Source organism: Pseudomonas iranensis, assembly GCF_014268585.2.
Lineage (GTDB): Bacteria > Pseudomonadota > Gammaproteobacteria > Pseudomonadales > Pseudomonadaceae > Aquipseudomonas > Aquipseudomonas iranensis.
The window spans coordinates 4,726,601-4,744,459 of record NZ_CP077092.1 but is presented as its reverse complement, the minus strand read 5'-3'; the positions used below and the strand labels follow the sequence as shown (position 1 = coordinate 4,744,459).

Genomic DNA, 17,859 nt, shown 5'->3' with positions numbered 1-17,859 from the left:
AAATCGCCTCGGTTCGTTTTCTTCAATTGCCTGGAAATCCTCGATGTCGTCGTATCACCAAAAAAGCTTTCTGATCGTCGATGATTTTTCCGATTTCCGCAGTTCCGTGCGTTCGATGTTGCGTGAGCTCGGCGTCAAGGATGTCGATACTGCCGACACTGGCGAGCAGGCGCTGAAGATGTGTTCGCAGAAATCCTACGATTTCATTCTTCAGGATTTCCATCTCGGCGACGGCAAGAAGAACGGCCAGCAGGTGCTCGAAGACCTGATGTCGGAAAAGCTCATCAGCCACGAAGCCGTTTTCGTCATGGTTACCGCCGAAACCAGTCAGGCGATGGTGCTCAGTGCGCTGGAGCATGAGCCGGATGCGTACCTGACCAAGCCGTTCAACCGTTCCGGGCTGGCCCAGCGCCTTGAGCGTCTGGAGCAACGCAAGACCTTGCTCAAACCGATTCTGCAGGCCCTTGATCGCGGTAAGCCGGTCGAGGTGCTCAATGCCTGTATTGCGTTGTGCAAACAGGACATCCGCTATTCGCCGCTGTGCCTGCGTTACCGCGCCGACGCCCTGCGCGACATGAACCAGAACGAAGCGCTGGAGCGACTCTACGACGGCATTATTGCCGACCGTCCGTTGCCGTGGGCCTTCGCTGGATTGGGCAAGTTGCTGTTCAAACGCGGGCAGGTCTCGCAGGCCAAAGAGGTCTATGAAAAGGCCTTGAAAGTGTTCCCGATGATGCCGGCGCTGTATGACGGCATGGCTGATGTGCTGGTGGCCGAAGGCGACAGCAAAGGCGCGCAGCGGGTGCTGGAAGAAGCGATCCGGCTGTCGCCACTGGCGGTGCGCCGCCAAGCTTTGCTCGGCAAATTGGCCATGGCCAACGAAGATTTCGAAACCGCCTCGCGTGCTTATCGCCAAGCGGTAGCGCAGGGCGCGCAGTCGCGTTTCAAGGATCCGGAAAGTAATCTCGGCCTGGCGCACGCGCTGATCAGCAAGGGCAGCGATCGCGGCCTCGACACGCGCACGCGGCTGGAGATCAACACTACGCTCAGTGCCGTGGCCAAAGAGAACCCGAGCGATCCCGGCCTGCAAATCCGTGCGCGGCTGATGAAAGCCACCAGCCTGTTGCTCAACGACGCCGAAACCGCCGACAAGCTCACCGAACAAGCACTGATGCGCCTTGATGGCATGGAGCAATTTATGAGCCCCGAGGCGGCATTGCTGGTGGCCAAGCAGTTGCAGATGCTCGGTCAGGCCGAGGCGGGCACTTCGATGCTCAAGAGCTGCGCGGAGATTTACGGTGATGACCCGGCGGTGATGAAAGACATCGCCAAGCTCACCGACGATCCGACCATTCTCAGCTCGAGCAACGCTGCGGCCGATCTCAACCGCCAGGGCGTGCGCGTGTACAAGACCGGCAATCTGGTCGAGGCTCGCGAGGTGTTCCGCAAGGCGCTCAAGCTGCAACCGAAAAACATCAGTATCGCGCTGAATCTGGCCCAGTCGCTGCTGCACGGCACCGACACCAGTGTGCCGTCGGCGGAGCTGGAAGAATGTCGGGCCTGCCTGAAACTGGTTGGCCTGATGCCCGACACCGACGCGCGGTTTGCGCGTTATCAGAAGCTGAAAAGCAAGGCGTTTGGCGAATGAACCCAATTGATCCGGCGCTGGATTTTTCCACGGTGATTGCCTCCACCGTCCACGACATGAAGAACTCCCTGGCCATGCTGATGCAGGCGCACAGCCAATGGCTGGCGCGTCTGCCGAAAGAGCTGCGCGACGGCTCGGAGCAGGGCGTGATCGACTTCGAGTTCGCCCACCTCAACGGCATGCTGGTGCAGTTGCTCGGGCTGTACAAGCTCGGCGTGAATCAGTTGCCGCTACAGCCGGCGTATCACGAACTCGATGATTTCATCGAGGCGCAACTGGCCGCGCACCAAGAGGTGTTCGCCAGCCGCGGCATCATCGCCACCTATGAAGTCGATCCGTTGAGCCCGCTGGGTTTCTTCGATCGTGAGCTGATCGCTTCGGTGCTCGGCAACTGCATCAACAATGCGATCCGTTACGCCCGCGAGTCGCTGCTGATCACCGTCAGCGACGAAGCCGGGCAACTGGTGCTGAGCATCAATGACGATGGCGACGGCTATCCGGCGCAGATGCTCGAGCGTCAGGCCGATTATGTCCAGGGCATCAATCACAGCAGCGGCAGCACCGGGCTGGGACTGTATTTCGCCAATCGCATCGCCGCGCTGCACCAGCGCAACGGCGTGGAAGGGCGCACCGAAATCAGCAATGGCGGGCCGTTGGGTGGTGGGGTATTCAGCCTCTATTTGCCCTGAGGTCTGGTGTAGGAGCTGCCGAAGGCTGCGATCTTTTGATTTTAAAAAGCAAGATCAAAAGATCGCAGCCTCGTTGCACTCGTCAGCTCCTACGGCTCCTGCACAAGATCGGGATTTTTGTGGGCGCTGCTTGATATTCCGAACAGCCGCAGCCTATTTTGTCCGGGTCGCCGTTCGCGGCTCGCACAACAACAAGGATTGCGTCATGACAACCGATGGCCAGGGTTCACTCGCGCAGCGATTGACCGGCATTGATGAGATTGAATGTGTCACCCCGGATCTGAACGGTGTGCCACGGGGCAAGGTGATGACCGCCGAGGGTTTTCTCGAAGGGCGGCGTTTGCAGTTGGCGCGGGGTGTGCTGCTGCAATGCATCATGGGCGGCTATCCGCCGGCGCGGTTCTACGGCAGCGATGACGGCGATCTGGCGCTGGTTGCCGATCCTGCGCAGATTCACCGTTTGCCCTGGAGCGACGAGCCGCGCGCCATGGCGATTTGCGACGCTGACGAACTGAGCGGGGAGAGCTCAAGTCTCTCGACCCGTGGCCAGCTCAAAGCGGTCATCGCCCGTTACGCCGCGCACGGTCTGGCGCCGGTGGTGGCGACCGAACTGGAATTTTTTGTCTTCGCACCCAATACCGATCCGACTCAGCCGTTCCGCCCGCCGGTCGGCCTCGACGGCCGGCGCGAGGACGGCCAGTCGGCCTTCAGCGTCAGTTCCAACAACGGTCTGCGGCCGTTCTTCAGCGAAGTGTATAAATGCATGGCCGCCCTCGGCCTGCCGCGCGACACCTTCATGCATGAGATGGGCGTCAGCCAGTTCGAGATCAATCTGCTGCACGGCGATCCGCTGCTGCTGGCCGATCAGACGTTCTTGTTCAAGCACCTGCTCAAGGAGGTCGCGCTCAAGCATGGCCTGAGCGTGGTGTGCATGGCCAAGCCGCTGGCGCACACACCGGGCAGTTCGATGCATATTCACCAGAGCATCGTTGAAATCGGCAGCGGCAAGAATGTCTTTACCGACTCGAACGGCGAGCCGACGGCGATGTTCCGCCACTTCATCGGCGGGCAACAGGCAGGCCTCGCCGATTTCACCGCACTGTTTGCGCCCAACGTGAATTCCTATCAGCGCCTGTGTCATCCGTACGCGTCGCCGAACAATGCCTGTTGGTCCCATGACAATCGCGCCGCCGGCTTGCGTATTCCCGCCAGCTCGCCGGTCGCACGTCGGGTCGAAAATCGTCTGCCGGGCGCCGACGCCAATCCGTATCTGGCAATCGCCGCCAGTCTGGCTGCGGGTTTGCATGGCATCGAGCAGGAGCTGGAGCCGAGCGCGGCAATCCAGGGTGAGTTCGCCGTGCCGGATAATCTGGCCTTGCCGTGTACCTTGCACGCCGCGCTGGAGCGTCTGAAACGTAGCCAGTTGGCGAGGGAACTGTTCGGGTCGGAGTTCATCGAAGGCTACATCGCTTCGAAGACCATGGAGTTGACCAGCTTCTTTGATGAAATCACTCCCTGGGAGCGCCGTGTGCTGGCCGCCCAGGCCTGACGTATCGCTGCTGCCGGGCTGTCGTTCTGACCGCCCGGTATTCACTGCAAGGAGCCGCTCGGAACGCCGATGCGCCAAATCTGGAAATCCTTTCGAGCGCTGTATTTCGCCTCGCTGATGATGTTGATCGGTTCAGGCCTTCTTTCTACTTATCTGGCTTTGCGTCTGGCCGCCGACAACGTCGACGGGCTGTGGGTCGGTGCGCTGATGGCGGCCAACTATTTCGGTCTGGTGCTGGGCGGCAAGATCGGCCATCGCCTGATCGCCCGGGTCGGGCATATCCGTGCCTACTCGGCGTGTGCCGGGATCGTCGGCGCGGCGGTGCTCGGCCATGGGCTGGTGGACTGGCTGCCGGCGTGGCTGGTGCTGCGGACGATCGTTGGTCTGGGCATGATGTGCCAGTACATGGTCATCGAGAGCTGGCTCAACGAGCAGGCCGACGCCAATCAACGCGGCCTGGTGTTCAGCGGTTACATGATCGCCTCGTACCTGGGCCTGGTGCTGGGCCAGCTGATTCTGGTCATGCACCCCGGCCTCGGTCTGGAACTGCTGATGCTGGTGGCGCTGTGCTTTGCCCTGTGTCTGGTGCCGGTGACGCTGACCCGACGGATTCACCCGGCGCCTCTGCACCCCGCGCCGATGGAGCCGCGCTTCTTTATCAAGCGTGTGCCGCAATCGCTGAGCACGGTGCTCGGCGCCGGTCTGATCATCGGTTCGTTCTACGGTCTGGCGCCGCTGTATGCATCGCAACAGGGGCTGACGACCGAGCAGGTCGGTCTGTTCATGGGTAGCTGCATTTTTGCCGGCCTGCTGGTGCAGTGGCCGTTGGGCTGGTTGTCCGACCGTTATGACCGTGCGCTGCTGATTCGCTGCTTTGCCGGGTTTCTGGCGGTGGCGGCGTTGCCGTTGGCGATCATGCCGCAGGTGCCGCTGGAGGTGCTGTTCGTCGTCGGCTTCTTCTGTTCGCTGGTGCAATTCTGCCTGTATCCGCTGGCGGTGGCGTTTTCCAACGACCACGTCGAAGGCGATCGCCGCGTGTCGCTGACCGCCATGCTGCTGGTGACTTACGGCGTCGGCGCGAGCATCGGGCCGCTGCTCGCGGGCGTGCTGATGAAGTTTCTCGGCAGTCAGAGCCTGTATGCGTTCTTCAGTTTCTTCGCGTTGGTGCTGGTCTGGCGGATTCGTCCGAAAGCAGTGACCAATCTGCACCAGGTCGACGACGCACCGCTGCATCACGTGGCAATGCCGGACAGCATGTCGAGCTCGCCGCTGGTGGCGGCGCTTGACCCGCGTGTCGATGAGCAGGTGGTGCAGGAGCAGATGGTCCAAGACCCGGCGCCGGTCACTCCTGAACCTGAGCCCGAAGCGCAGCCGGAAGCAGTCGTTGCAGCCGAACAGGACAGCGGCAATGACGACAAGCCTGCGCCGGATATCAGCGGTGGCAGGCCCTGAACCGAAGGTAAACATCGGCGCATAAAAAAGGGCAGTCCTGTGCGGGGCTGCCCTTTTTTTTGATCGCTGCGACTCAGAGATCGTCTTTGTCGAAACGCCGTGCTTCACGTTGCAACTGGTAAACAAAACGCTCGACGTTGCGCGCAGCCTGGCCACTGATGTTGTGGAAGCGCAGGCCGGCAAAGGTGATGTTGAGTTTTTCTTCGAAATGCAGATAGCGCAGTTCGACCGATGTTGGCTGGTTGCCGAACAGCGGCGGGGCGATCAGGCGATCGTAGACCTGGCCCAGTTGCAGGCGATCAGTGATGTCGCCTTCGAAGCGGAATTTGCAGCCAGTGGCGGAGATGTCCAGCAGCTTGCCGTGCAGAGGAACCTTGAGCTTTTCGCCGCCCAGGTCAACGCTGACCAGGTCGGTAAGTTTCAACGCAGCGCGGAAGGCGTTACGGCGCTGGTGGTAAACCACTTCAGTCGGCAGGTCGCCGGTGTAGAAGCGATCACCGTCGGATTCTTCGATGTTCAGCGTGCCGTTGCATTCCCAGGCAATCCGCACGCCGTCATGAAAGCCTTCGACCTTGAACGGTTCGCCCGCTTGCAGGAAGCGCTCTCCATCGCGTGGGATCATTTCGTCCAGCGCAATCGTTGCGGTTTCGCGGTCGACCTTGATCAGGTAACTCTGAAAGCGCTGGCTGCGTTCATGGAAGGTGATGATCAGCGGATCGTGGCTGTCTTGCAACTGGCGCAGGTTGCTGGAGATTTCCAGTGGCGTGGTGAGCACCTTCGGAGGCTGCGGAGCATCATCCGCGCTTAGGGTGTTGGACACGGTTCTTCAATCTCCAGACAAAATAAGACGACTGGCCAGTATTTTGCCAGCATGTTGCGCAAGTGGATAGTGCAGGGCCAGCGAATGGCTCATGCCTGGCTGAGCGTTCGCGGCTTGACCGGTTTGGCAAAGGTGCCGCTGGCGTCGTACAGCGCTGGCGGCTCACCGCCGGTGAGGATCTTCAGCTGGTTGGCCGTAGTCGCCTGCTGGATCTGGATCGACTGGCCGTTCTTGATGTTGGCTGCCTGGCATTGGGCGATCAGCGCGGTCAGGGCATCGCCCTGGGTCAGCAACTGGTCGCCAATGCTCGACTGGCTGGCCAGTTGCTCAAGACCTGTGCGATCAGTCGGCAGGTTGAGGCTGGCGAGGATTTCGCTGCGCTTGCGGCCATGCTGCTCGAGCAGAATGATCAACGCTTGCTTGGTCGCCAGAATTTCTTCCAGCAACGGCATGTCGCGACCATGCAAAGCGAGGGATTCGGTTTGCAATAACTCCAGCAATTGTTGCGCTGGAGCAAAGTCGTCGTTGATCAGTTGCAATAAGTTAGTGTCGTGCATGGCTGGCCTTGGGGTTTAAGCGTCCAAAAGCCTGGCGCCGGCAAAAGCCTAGCGCTGGGCTTCGAAGTTGAGCAGTTTGCTGGCTACACGGTTGCTGTCGACTTTATAGCTGCCATCGGCAATCGCGGCTTTCAACTCGGCCACACGGGCTTTGTCGACAGCAGGCTGATCGCGCAGCTTGTCAGTGACCTTCTGCAACTGTTGAGCCTCATTGCTGAGGTGTACCGACTCCCCGCTTTTGGCGACATTGGCCTGTTCGGCCTGGGTATTCAGCGGCGCGGAGGGGCTGGTTTCAGCGCTTTCCTTGGCGTTGCTGGTACGTGTGCTGCCGGTTAGTGACGAGGAACTGTTCAATCGGTTGAAATCGATAACCATGATAAAAAACCTCTGGGAATTTGGACGCTTGCCATGTTTTCGGCTATCCCCTGAAAAACTTTAGGCCCAATCAACCATAAGCTTGCATGCGCCGTTGCGAGACCTGCTGCGGCACAGTTTAGGGAAGCGACGGGATCGGCGCCAGTTTTCTCCACAAGGCTTTTACATGGCCACTTCGACCTGTCCCGGCGCAATCACCTGCGCCTTGATAACTCTTTGAGAATTAAGGTTTTTTACTCGAATCTGTTCTTTCATGCCGCCATTGGAGAGCGCTTCTCCCGGCATGCGTACCGCAAGGGTGCCGCTGCGCGCAGTGATCACCACCTGGTCACCCTTGCGCACCACTTCGGCCTGTTCCAGATGCACCAGTGTGATGACCTGATCGGCGACCGTTGGTCGGGTAAGTTTCTGCCCGATCGCTTCGTCGACCGAGGTCAGGAAACCCTGGTTGATCGTGCTGACGTCGCGCTCGCGCAAGGTCACATCCTGCGGCTCGATAATGCCGGCGCGTTTCAGCGGACGAGTGGTCGTCACGATCTCGCGAAACAGGCGGACTTGAGCGGGTACGAACACCGTCCAGGGCGAACTGCCTTCGCAGCGAACCTTCACCGTGACGCGGCCCAGCGGGCGTGCCGGGCTCTCCAGCGTGGCTGTCAATTCCTTGTCACACATGGGCATGCGCATGCGCGGGTCGAGCTGGTTGACTTCGATTTCGTAGCGGCCTTCGGTTTGACTGGAAGCCAAATAGTCTTCTACGGTGAATTCAAGAAAGCCCTGAGTCACGCCGATAAGCATATCAGGCAAGGTAACCGCATCTGCATGGGCAGGACTGCCAGCAAGCAAGCAGCAAACGGCGGACACCGCGCAAAGCCCTTTGCGAAGGGAGGATGTCAGGCGTCGGGAAAATGTCGTTTGAGCGTTCATACGAGTTAAAAAGCAAGCGCCGTGCCGTTTAGCAATGAATGTGCGTCGCAACAACACTTGGCGTTGGTGTAGGAGTCTGGGCATGGCTGGTGTAATGGATTCGGTGAACCAGCGCACGCAACTGGTAGGGCAGAATCGCCTCGAGCTGCTGTTGTTCCGTCTCGACGGGCCGCAGCTCTACGGGATCAACGTGTTCAAGGTACGGGAAGTGTTGCAATGCCCGTCCCTGACGTTGATGCCCAAATCCAGTCCTGTCGTGTGCGGGGTAGCGAATATACGGGGAGCGACCATTCCGATCCTGGATCTGGCAATGGCAACGGGCTCCGGTGCGTTGAAAGACAAGAACAGTCCGTTCGTGATCATCACGGAGTACAACACCAAGACCCAGGGTTTCCTGGTCCGCTCGGTGGAGCGCATCGTCAACATGAACTGGGAAGAGATCCATCCGCCACCCAAGGGTACCGGTCGCGATCACTACCTGACCGCTGTGACCCGGGTCGACAATCAGTTGGTCGAAATCATCGACGTCGAGAAGGTACTGGCCGAAGTCGCGCCGACGCCGGAAGCGATTTCGGTGGGCGTGGTCGATGTCGAGACGCAGACCAAGGCATTGTCGCTGCGGGTGCTGACGGTCGATGACTCGTCGGTGGCGCGCAAGCAGGTCACCCGTTGTCTGCAGACCATCGGTGTCGAAGTGGTGGCGCTGAACGACGGCAAGCAGGCGCTGGATTACCTGCGCAAGCTGGTCGACGAGGGCAAGAAGCCGGAAGAAGAGTTCCTGATGATGATTTCCGACATCGAGATGCCGGAGATGGACGGGTACACCCTGACGGCGGAAATCCGCGGCGACGCACGCATGCAAAAGCTCCATATCATCCTGCATACTTCGTTGTCGGGGGTATTCAATCAGGCGATGGTGAAGAAAGTCGGTGCTGATGACTTCCTGGCCAAATTCCGTCCTGATGACCTCGCATCCCGGGTAGTCGACCGGATCAAAGCAGCAGATATCAGCTAGGGGCCTTCTGCCCCTGGCGGTCAACACGATTTAAGAGGCGGCATCATTGTCTACGGGTAATTTGGATTTCGAACAGTTCCGGGTCTTCCTGGAAAAAGCCTGTGGCATTCTGCTCGGTGAAAACAAGCAGTATCTGGTCTCGAGCCGTCTCAACAAACTGATGGAGCAGCAAGGCATCAAGTCCCTGGGTGAGCTGGTACAGCGCATCCAGACCCAGCCGCGCAGCGGTTTGCGCGAGCAGGTGGTCGATGCCATGACGACCAACGAAACCCTGTGGTTTCGCGACACCTATCCGTTTGAAGTCTTGAAGAACAAGGTACTGCCGGAAGCGATCAAGGCCAGCCCCAACCAGCGTCTGCGGATCTGGTCGGCGGCCTGCTCGTCGGGACAGGAACCGTACTCGCTGTCGATGTCGATCGACGAGTTCGAGCGCAGCAACCTGGGTCAGTTGAAGATGGGTGTGCAGATCGTTGCCACTGATCTGTCGGGCCTGATGCTCAACAACTGCAAGACCGGCGAGTACGACAGCCTGGCGATCGGTCGCGGTCTGTCGCCGGAACGCCTGCAACGCTACTTCGACCCGAAAGGGCCGGGGCGCTGGGTGGTCAAGGCGCCGATCAAGAGCCGGGTGGAATTCCGCTCGTTCAACCTGCTCGACAGTTACGCAGCGCTGGGCAAGTTCGACATCGTGTTCTGTCGCAACGTGCTGATCTACTTCTCTGCCGAAGTGAAGAAAGACATCCTGTTGCGCATTCACAGCACGTTGAAGCCGGGCGGATATCTGTTCCTTGGCGCTTCGGAAGCGCTGAACGGTTTGCCGGATCATTACCAGATGGTTCAGTGCAGCCCGGGGATTATTTACAAGGCGAAGTAAGCGGTTTGCGGCGGTACAAAAAACGGGAGGCCCCAAAAGGCCTGCCGTTTTTTTGTGCCCGAATTATTTCCACGAACACCACGAACCCCCTGTGGGAGCGAGCCTGCTCGCGAAAGCGGTCTGTCCATAAGACAGTTGGCGCCTGACACGCCGCCTTCGCGAGCAGGCTCGCTCCCACAGGGATCTGCGCTGACCTGGCAAGGACGGCAAGCGGCAGAAAAGCGGCATCCGGCGGTAACCGGTTGCCGCTTTTCTGGCATTGCCGCTTAGCCTGTTTGGCGCAAAGCCCCGGAATACGGGGGTTCTTCCATTTGGCACGGCGCTTGCTAAAGCTCAGTTACGAAAAACCGGTCACCTGAAGGTTCCCGACATGAGCATCAGCTTCGACAAAGCGCTGGGCATTCACGAAAAGGCATTGGGCTTCCGCGCCCAGCGTGCCGAAGTACTGGCCAACAACATCGCCAACGCCGACACCCCGAACTACAAGGCGCGGGATCTGGATTTCTCCAAAGTGCTCGAAGCACAGACCGAGAAGACCAAGACCGGCGGCCACTTTGCCCTGAACATGACCAACAGCCGGCACATCGAGGCTGAAGGGCTGGGCAATGGCGACGAGTCGCTGATGTATCGCACGCCGATGCAGCCTTCGATCGACCAGAACACCGTCGACGCTCAACTGGAACAGTCGAACTACGCGGAAAACGCCGTCGGCTTCCAGGCCAGCTTCACCTTGCTCAACAGCAAATTCAAAGGGCTGGTGTCAGCCCTGCGCGGAGAATAATCCATGTCCCTGTCCAGCGTTTTCAACATTGCCGGCAGCGGCATGAGCGCGCAGACCACACGCCTGAACACCGTGGCCTCGAACATCGCCAACGCCGAAACCGTTTCGTCGAGCATCGACCAGACCTACCGCGCGCGCCATCCGGTATTCGCCACCATGTTCCAGGGCGGCCAGGCCGGCGGCAGCAATTCGCTGTTCCAGAACCAGGACGCGGCCGGGCAGGGCGTGCAGGTACTCGGCGTTGTCGAAGACCAGAGCAACCTCGAAGCGCGCTACGAGCCGAACCATCCGGCCGCCGACGCCAAGGGCTACGTCTACTACCCGAACGTCAACGTGGTGGAAGAAATGGCTGACATGATTTCCGCGAGCCGCTCGTTCCAGACCAACGCGGAAATGATGAACACCGCCAAAACCATGATGCAGAAGGTACTGACCCTCGGTCAGTAATAAGGGGCGACTGCCATGAGCGTTACGGATACCACCAGCAGCCTGAGCATGAACGACATCTTGGCCAACTCATCGAAGAAGGCCAGCAGCACTACGTCAGGCGGCATCGCTTCGGCGACCAACAGTGCCACCGGCGGCCAGGCGCTGGGCAAGGATGCTTTCCTGCAACTGCTGGTCACCCAGCTGAAAAACCAGAACCCGCTCGACCCGCAGGACAACAGCGCGTTCGTTGCGCAACTGGCGCAGTTCAGCAGCCTTGAAGGCATTACCACGCTGAACTCCACCGTCAGCGGCCTTGCCGGCAACTACAACTCGTCGCAGGCATTGCAAGCGTCGTCGCTGGTCGGTCGCAACGTGATCGTGCAGACCAACACCGCCCAGCTCGATGACCCGAGCAAAGGCCTGACCGGTTCGGTCACCGTGCCGTCGTCGATTGCCGGCGGCACCGTGACCATCACCGACAAGGACGGCAAAACCGTGCGCACCATCGACCTGGGCAGCCGCGCTGCCGGCGATGCCAGCTTCACTTGGGACGGCAAGGACACAGCCGGCACCGTGGTTCCGGTCGGCACTTACACGTTCAAGGCCAACGCCCCGATCAACGGCACCGCGACCGATCTGGCGACCTACCTGCCAGCGACCGTCAACAGCGTGACGATCAGCCAGACCGGTGGCGAGCTGATGCTCAACCTGGCCGGCAAGGGCACCGTTGCCCTGTCCAAAGTACAAACCATTGGTATATAGAGCCGACTAACCCGGCACGAAGGAGTGGAACATGTCTTTTAACATCGGCCTTAGCGGTCTCTATGCCGCCAACAAACAACTCGACGTAACCGGCAACAACATCGCCAACGTCGCCACCGCCGGTTTCAAATCCTCGCGGGCAGAATTCGCAGACGTGTACTCGGCCACTCGTTTGGGTACCGGTACCAAAGTGATCGGCAACGGCGTGCGCCTGGCCAACGTTTCCCAGCAGTTCACCCAGGGTGACATCAACAACACTGGCAACGTGCTGGACATGGGCATCAACGGTTCCGGCTTCTTCACCATGAGCAACAACGGCTCAATCTCGTACACCCGTGCCGGTACGTTCAAGGTCGACGACCAAGGTTTCATTACCAATACCGACTACACCTCGCGTCTGCAGGGTTACGGTGTGGATGCCAATGGCAAGATCATCAACGGTGTGCTGACCGATTTGAAGATCGATACTTCGAACCTCGCGCCGAAATCCACTTCGGCGGTGACCTCGAGCATCAACCTGAATTCGTCGGCACCGAAAATCATCGATACTGGCGCCACTGCCGTCGTGTTCGATCCTTCCAAGCCTGAGACTTACACCAAGTCCTTCAGCACGCCGATCTATGACACTCAGGGCAACTCGCACGTCATGGATCAGTACATGGTCAAGACCGGCGACAACGTCTGGAAGGTCTACACTCTGGTTGATGGTCGCAACCCGGACGCTACCGGTACCAACCCTGTCACCACGCCGCCGGTGGCTTCGACGCTGACGTTCGACAGTTCAGGCAAACTGGTTCAGGTGAGCACGCCTAACCCGGCTGATCCGACTAACCCGATCATTAGCAGCGATCTCACGTTGAAAAACTGGGTGCCGGGCACCGTGACCAATGGCAACTTCACGCCTAATGGCGCAGCGGCGAACCCGAATGGCGTGACCATTTCCATGGCCAGCACCACCCAATACAACGCCGACACCTCACGCACGATCCCGACTCAGGATGGTTACGCTACCGGCCAGATCACCAACCTGACCATCGACGGCACCGGTACCCTGTTCGCTAACTTCAGCAACAACCAGAACAAGGCCATCGGCCAGGTCGCATTGGCCAGCTTCACTAACGAGCAAGGTCTGCAAGCTGTCGGCGGCACCAGTTGGAAGGAAACCTTTGCTTCGGGTATCCCGGGTTATGACGCTCCGGAAACCGGCACGCTGGGCTCCATTCAATCCAACTCGCTGGAGGAGTCGAACGTCAATCTGACCAATGAGCTGGTTGATCTGATCAAAGGCCAGAGCAACTATCAGGCGAACGCCAAGACCATTTCGACGCAGAGCACGATTATGCAGACCATTATTCAGATGACCTGATTCGGGTTTCTGACTGGTTTTTTGGGCCCCTCGGTTTTGAGGGGCTTTTTTTTGGCCGTGGCGGCCTTTGGGCCGACCAGGTTCTTGGGGTTTTGGGGGTATATCCGTTTTTGCGGGTGTTGCGGCTGGCGGTTCCGCCCTTACGGCGGGTCACCTTTTTCAAACGCCAAAAAGGTAACCCAAAAGGCTTGCTCCTGCGTTCGGCCCTCGCAGGCTCGGGTTCCTTCGCTGCGGGATCGATCCGGGCGCAGCGGCTCCGGTTTGCTCCGCTGCACCTCCTTCCGCTGTGTCTGGCTGCGCCAGACGGTCGCTGCGCTCCCACGCCCGGATCAATCCCTCCGCTCAGCCTTCCGACGTCGCCCGTAGATCAAAAGCACTCGAGCTTGCGCTCATTGTTGAGTGGTGCGGCTTCGCCGCGGGCAGCTGCGCTGCCTTGCCTTTTTGTGGGAGCGAGCCTGCTCGCGAAGGCGGCCTGGTCTTGAGGTAACACTCGATCCAACTGTAGGAGCTGCCGAAGGCTGCGATCTTTTGATCTGGCTCTTGATCTGGCTTTTGCTTTGCTTCGGCTCTTGATCTTTTGCCCCTTCGGCAGGCTTCGTTACGGGATCGATCCGGGGGTGGGAGCGCAGCGACCGTACGACGCAGTCGTACACAGCGAGTGTAGGTGCAGCGAAGCCAACCGTAGCCGCTGCGCCCGGATCGGTCCCGTAACGAAGGAACCCCGAGCCTCAGCGAGCGGGCCGTACGCCGGGGCAAAGACTTTTGCTTACTTTTTGCTGGGCCGGCACTCCGGCGTTTGAAAAAGTGAGTCGCTGTAAGAGCGAAACCGCCAGCCGCAGCACCGAGAAAACGGATATTCACCCAAAACCCCAAGAGCCTGGTCGGCCCAGAGGCCGCCAAGGCCGGCAAAAAACAAAACCCCCAACAAACCAGAAGTCTGTCGGGGGTTTCTTTTGTCTCGAGATCTCAGGCGTCTCGCAACGCCTGATCTCAGCTCAGCTTATTGGCAAGCTTCGCAATCCGGCTCGTCAATCGCGCAGGCCTTTGGCACTGGCGCCGGACCTGCCGGAGCGGCCAGAACCGAATCGTCGCCGTGGTTGCCGCCGCTGGAAACAGCGTTCAGCTTACCGGTGTTGATGGTCGACTTCTCGGTGCTGGTCGCGGCCAGGGCACGGAGGTAGTAGGTGGTTTTCAGACCGCGGTACCAGGCCATGCGGTAGGTCACGTCGAGCTTCTTGCCCGATGCGCCGGCGATGTACAGGTTCAGCGACTGGGCCTGGTCGATCCACTTCTGACGACGGCTGGCGGCGTCGACGATCCACTTGGTGTCCACTTCGAACGCGGTCGCGTAGAGCTCTTTGAGTTCTTGCGGGATGCGCTCGATCTGCTGCACCGAACCGTCGTAGTACTTCAGGTCGTTGATCATGACCGAGTCCCACAGACCGCGAGCCTTCAGGTCGCGAACAAGGTACGGGTTGATCACGGTGAATTCGCCCGACAGGTTCGATTTCACGTACAGGTTCTGGTAGGTCGGTTCGATCGACTGTGAAACGCCAGTGATGTTGGCGATGGTCGCGGTCGGTGCGATGGCCATGATGTTCGAGTTACGGATGCCTTTCTGTACACGGGCGCGAACCGGTGCCCAGTCGAGGGTTTCCTTCAGGTCGACGTCGATGTACTTCTCGCCACGCTGTTCGATCAGGATCTGTTGCGAATCCAGCGGCAGGATGCCCTTGGACCACAGCGAACCGTTGAACGTCTCGTAGGCGCCGCGCTCGTCGGCCAGGTCGCAGGAAGCCTGGATCGCGTAGTAGCTGACCGCTTCCATCGACTTGTCGGCGAACTCGACGGCAGCGTCGGAGCCGTAGGCGATGTGCTGCAGGTACAGAGCGTCCTGGAAGCCCATGATGCCCAGACCGACCGGACGGTGGCGGAAGTTGGAGTTCTTCGCTTGCGGCACCGAGTAGTAGTTGATGTCGATCACGTTATCGAGCATGCGCACGGCAGTGTTCACGGTGCGTTGCAGCTTGGCGGTATCGAGCTTGCCGTCGACGATGTGGTTCGGCAGGTTGATCGAGCCCAGGTTGCAAACGGCGATTTCGTCCTTGTTGGTGTTCAAGGTGATCTCGGTGCACAGGTTCGAGCTATGAACCACGCCGACGTGCTGCTGCGGGCTGCGCAGGTTGCACGGGTCTTTGAAAGTCAGCCATGGGTGGCCGGTTTCGAAGAGCATGGAGAGCATCTTGCGCCACAGGTCTTTGGCCTGGATGGTCTTGAACAGCTTGACCTTGCCCGGGTACTCGGTCAGCGCTTCGTAGTACTCGTAGCGCTCTTCGAAGGCCTTACCGGTCAGGTCGTGCAGGTCCGGTACTTCGGATGGCGAGAACAGGGTCCACTTGCCGTCATCGAAGACACGCTTCATGAACAGGTCAGGGATCCAGTTGGCAGTGTTCATGTCGTGGGTACGACGACGATCGTCACCGGTGTTCTTGCGCAGCTCGATGAACTCTTCGATGTCCATGTGCCAGGTTTCCAGGTAGGCACACACAGCGCCTTTGCGCTTGCCACCCTGGTTCACGGCCACAGCGGTGTCGTTCACTACTTTTAGGAACGGCACCACGCCTTGCGACTTGCCGTTGGTGCCCTTGATGTACGAACCCAGCGCACGCACCGGCGTCCAGTCGTTGCCCAGGCCGCCGGCAAATTTCGACAGCATGGCGTTGTCGTGGATCGCGTGATAGATGCCCGACAGGTCATCCGGCACGGTGGTCAGGTAGCAGCTCGACAACTGTGGACGCAGGGTACCGGCGTTGAACAGGGTCGGGGTCGAAGCCATGTAGTCGAACGAGGACAGCAGGTTGTAGAACTCGATCGCACGGTCTTCTTTCTGCTTCTCTTCGATTGCAAGACCCATGGCCACGCGCATGAAGAAGATCTGCGGCAGTTCGAAACGCACGCCATCCTTGTGGATGAAGTAGCGGTCGTACAGGGTCTGCAGGCCCAGGTAGGTGAATTGCTGATCGCGCTCGTGGTTGATCGCCTTGCCCAGTTTTTCCAGGTCGAAGGTGGCCAGCACAGGGTTCAGCAGTTCGAACTCGATACCTTTGGCGATGTACGCCGGCAGAGCCTTGGCGTACAGGTCGGCCATTTCGTGATGGGTGGCGCTTTCGGCGACTTCGAGGAAGTTCAGGCCTTCGGCACGCAGGGTGTCCATCAGCAGGCGGGCGGTGACGAACGAGTAGTTCGGCTCGCGCTCGACCAGGGTGCGGGCGGTCATCACCAGTGCGGTGTTGACGTCGGTCAGGGCCACGCCGTCGTACAGGTTCTTCAGGGTTTCGCGCTGGATCAGGTCGCCGTCGACTTCTTCCAGGCCTTCGCAGGCTTCGGTGACGATGGTGTTCAGGCGGCCCATGTCCAGCGGCGCGAGGCTGCCGTCGGCGCGGGTGATGCGGATCGACGGGTGCGCGTTGACTGCTGCTTCGGCAGGAGCGTGCGCTGCGCGCTCTTTCGAACGGCCGTCACGGTAGATCACGTAGTCACGGGCGACTTTCTGCTCGCCGGCACGCATCAGGGCCAGTTCGACCTGGTCCTGGATTTCTTCGATGTGGATGGTGCCGCCCGATGGCATGCGACGCTTGAAGGTCGCGGTGACCTGCTCGGTCAGGCGCGCAACGGTGTCGTGGATTCGCGACGAGGCGGCAGCGGTGCCGCCTTCAACTGCGAGGAACGCTTTGGTGATAGCGACGGTGATCTTGTCATCGGTGTAAGGAACGACAGTGCCATTACGCTTGATCACGCGCAGCTGGCCAGGCGCGGTGGCTGCCAGATCCGAAGTCGAATCGGCGGCCTGCGGCAAGGTGCCCTGCGGGTTCTCGCGAGTTGTGTCGGTTTGCATGGGGGGTGGTCTCCACATTCTCTATGTTTGTTTGGCACCGTCATGGTGCTCACCGTTCTGTACCGAAGCACTGCAACCGACGGGCGTCGGCATTACAAACTTCGGAACAGTAGGAAAAAGGCTGCAACGCCGCATCCTTGCCGAAGTTTTGGTGGCAAACCGAAGCTCGCTACCGGATTCCTTCGCGGGTGGCAGTCATGACTGCAACACCCATACCGTTTTGTCCGTTTCGGACCAAATAAAACGGTGCCATCCGCCAGTGCGGTTTGGGCTTGAAAAAACTCGCTTGTTCTACCGGAAACTGGCCATAAAGCACTTGAGTTTCAGGTCTGAAATGTGGTTGGGCGTTTTAGGTGAAAACCCTATATGTAGGGTCTCTGTTTTCGCCGTGCTACAAGATAATGCGTTTCAGGGGGGGATTGCAACGTACTACCTGTGGATAAGCCTGTGCGTAATTTGTGTAAGAAACAGGGAAAACGCGTGTAGGCCGCGAACCTGCTGAGCCAGACCGTTTGTCACTGTTTTTTTGCCTGGAAAAACGCTTCAGCGGTTTTTTAAGGGCGCGAACCCTATCACAGAATTCCGCCTTGGCCGAACGCATTTACCGACTTGTTTTCCGGGTGAGCGGCGTTTATACAATCGCTGGGTGCATGGGCATTTTTATCCTCCTGAAACATGACAGATGATCGGGAGGTACACGCAGGATTGTGGGAGCGAGCCTGC

The 17,859-nt window shown here is 59.4% G+C and carries 15 protein-coding genes; 10 read left to right on the top strand and 5 right to left on the bottom strand.

Going from position 1 to position 17,859, the window contains the following annotated elements:
* The first annotated feature begins 43 nt into the window (after positions 1-43).
* From HU724_RS21320 to HU724_RS21305, 4 genes are all read left to right on the top strand, one after another.
* Complete coding sequence (locus HU724_RS21320; protein ID WP_016773603.1) at positions 44-1,648, top strand: tetratricopeptide repeat-containing response regulator; 1,605 nt, start codon at positions 44-46, stop codon at positions 1,646-1,648.
* Entirely contained in the window at positions 1,645-2,337 is a 693-nt protein-coding gene (locus tag HU724_RS21315) for a sensor histidine kinase (RefSeq protein WP_039757863.1), read from the top strand. Before HU724_RS21320 ends, HU724_RS21315 begins: the two co-directional genes overlap by 4 nt.
* 307 nt (positions 2,338-2,644) lie before the next feature.
* Positions 2,645-3,886, top strand: coding sequence for a glutamine synthetase family protein (locus HU724_RS21310; RefSeq protein WP_177435429.1), 1,242 nt, complete (start codon positions 2,645-2,647; stop codon positions 3,884-3,886).
* Positions 3,887-3,955: 69 nt separating this feature from the next.
* On the top strand, positions 3,956-5,338 hold the full coding sequence (locus HU724_RS21305; RefSeq protein WP_186567709.1) for an MFS transporter: 1,383 nt from the start codon (positions 3,956-3,958) through the stop codon (positions 5,336-5,338).
* Positions 5,339-5,411: 73 nt separating this feature from the next.
* On the opposite strand, the gene HU724_RS21300 is transcribed toward HU724_RS21305, so the two are convergent.
* The 4 genes from HU724_RS21300 to flgA all read right to left on the bottom strand — a co-directional run bounded on the left by HU724_RS21300 (position 5,412) and on the right by flgA (position 8,014).
* Entirely contained in the window at positions 5,412-6,158 is a 747-nt protein-coding gene (locus HU724_RS21300; protein ID WP_186567710.1) for a flagellar brake protein, read from the bottom strand.
* Between the two features lie 89 nt (positions 6,159-6,247).
* Positions 6,248-6,715, bottom strand: coding sequence for a flagella synthesis protein FlgN (locus HU724_RS21295; RefSeq protein WP_016773608.1), 468 nt, complete (start codon positions 6,713-6,715; stop codon positions 6,248-6,250).
* A 48-nt stretch (positions 6,716-6,763) separates the two neighbouring features.
* Positions 6,764-7,090 (bottom strand): flagellar biosynthesis anti-sigma factor FlgM, encoded by a 327-nt coding sequence (gene flgM / locus HU724_RS21290; RefSeq protein WP_133339606.1) that lies wholly within the window; start codon positions 7,088-7,090, stop codon positions 6,764-6,766.
* Positions 7,091-7,252: 162 nt separating this feature from the next.
* Positions 7,253-8,014 carry a flagellar basal body P-ring formation chaperone FlgA gene (gene flgA, locus HU724_RS21285; protein ID WP_073472167.1) on the bottom strand — a complete coding sequence of 254 codons (762 nt, stop codon included), beginning with the start codon at positions 8,012-8,014 and terminating at the stop codon, positions 7,253-7,255.
* Positions 8,015-8,096: 82 nt separating this feature from the next.
* Here flgA and HU724_RS21280 point away from each other — a divergent pair, with 82 nt between their 5' ends.
* The 6 genes from HU724_RS21280 (at position 8,097) to flgE (ending at position 13,241) form a co-directional block, all read left to right on the top strand.
* Positions 8,097-9,029 carry a chemotaxis protein CheV gene (locus tag HU724_RS21280; protein WP_016773611.1) on the top strand — a complete coding sequence of 311 codons (933 nt, stop codon included), beginning with the start codon at positions 8,097-8,099 and terminating at the stop codon, positions 9,027-9,029.
* A 46-nt stretch (positions 9,030-9,075) separates the two neighbouring features.
* Complete coding sequence (gene cheR / locus HU724_RS21275) at positions 9,076-9,903, top strand: protein-glutamate O-methyltransferase CheR (protein WP_016773612.1); 828 nt, start codon at positions 9,076-9,078, stop codon at positions 9,901-9,903.
* Positions 9,904-10,273: 370 nt separating this feature from the next.
* Entirely contained in the window at positions 10,274-10,684 is a 411-nt protein-coding gene (gene flgB / locus HU724_RS21270) for a flagellar basal body rod protein FlgB (protein ID WP_016773613.1), read from the top strand.
* Between the two features lie 3 nt (positions 10,685-10,687).
* Positions 10,688-11,131 carry a flagellar basal body rod protein FlgC gene (gene flgC / locus HU724_RS21265; protein WP_016773614.1) on the top strand — a complete coding sequence of 148 codons (444 nt, stop codon included), beginning with the start codon at positions 10,688-10,690 and terminating at the stop codon, positions 11,129-11,131.
* A gap of 15 nt (positions 11,132-11,146) precedes the next feature.
* A complete protein-coding gene (flgD, locus tag HU724_RS21260; protein ID WP_016773615.1) occupies positions 11,147-11,875 on the top strand; it encodes a flagellar hook assembly protein FlgD in 729 nt (242 codons plus the stop codon).
* Between the two features lie 31 nt (positions 11,876-11,906).
* Positions 11,907-13,241: a flagellar hook protein FlgE gene (gene flgE / locus HU724_RS21255; RefSeq protein ID WP_125926494.1), complete on the top strand. Its 1,335-nt coding sequence runs from the start codon at positions 11,907-11,909 to the stop codon at positions 13,239-13,241.
* Positions 13,242-14,241: 1,000 nt separating this feature from the next.
* On the opposite strand, the gene HU724_RS21250 is transcribed toward flgE, so the two are convergent.
* The gene (locus tag HU724_RS21250; protein WP_024013986.1) at positions 14,242-17,136 is read right to left on the bottom strand and encodes a ribonucleoside-diphosphate reductase subunit alpha; all 2,895 of its coding nucleotides are present in this window, start codon (positions 17,134-17,136) and stop codon (positions 14,242-14,244) included.
* Between the last annotated feature and the right edge of the window lie 723 nt (positions 17,137-17,859).

Coding starts and splice junctions, on each gene's coding strand:
- flgD (WP_016773615.1), top strand. CDS start 11,147: ATGAGCGTTACGGATACCACCAGCAGCCTGAGCATGAACGACATCTTG.
- HU724_RS21315 (WP_039757863.1), top strand. CDS start 1,645: ATGAACCCAATTGATCCGGCGCTGGATTTTTCCACGGTGATTGCCTCC.
- HU724_RS21310 (WP_177435429.1), top strand. CDS start 2,645: ATGACCGCCGAGGGTTTTCTCGAAGGGCGGCGTTTGCAGTTGGCGCGG.
- HU724_RS21250 (WP_024013986.1), bottom strand. CDS start 17,136: ATGCAAACCGACACAACTCGCGAGAACCCGCAGGGCACCTTGCCGCAG.
- flgB (WP_016773613.1), top strand. CDS start 10,274: ATGAGCATCAGCTTCGACAAAGCGCTGGGCATTCACGAAAAGGCATTG.
- flgA (WP_073472167.1), bottom strand. CDS start 8,014: ATGAACGCTCAAACGACATTTTCCCGACGCCTGACATCCTCCCTTCGC.
- HU724_RS21295 (WP_016773608.1), bottom strand. CDS start 6,715: ATGCACGACACTAACTTATTGCAACTGATCAACGACGACTTTGCTCCA.
- HU724_RS21305 (WP_186567709.1), top strand. CDS start 3,956: ATGCGCCAAATCTGGAAATCCTTTCGAGCGCTGTATTTCGCCTCGCTG.
- flgC (WP_016773614.1), top strand. CDS start 10,688: ATGTCCCTGTCCAGCGTTTTCAACATTGCCGGCAGCGGCATGAGCGCG.
- flgE (WP_125926494.1), top strand. CDS start 11,907: ATGTCTTTTAACATCGGCCTTAGCGGTCTCTATGCCGCCAACAAACAA.
- flgM (WP_133339606.1), bottom strand. CDS start 7,090: ATGGTTATCGATTTCAACCGATTGAACAGTTCCTCGTCACTAACCGGC.
- HU724_RS21320 (WP_016773603.1), top strand. CDS start 44: ATGTCGTCGTATCACCAAAAAAGCTTTCTGATCGTCGATGATTTTTCC.
- HU724_RS21280 (WP_016773611.1), top strand. CDS start 8,097: ATGGCTGGTGTAATGGATTCGGTGAACCAGCGCACGCAACTGGTAGGG.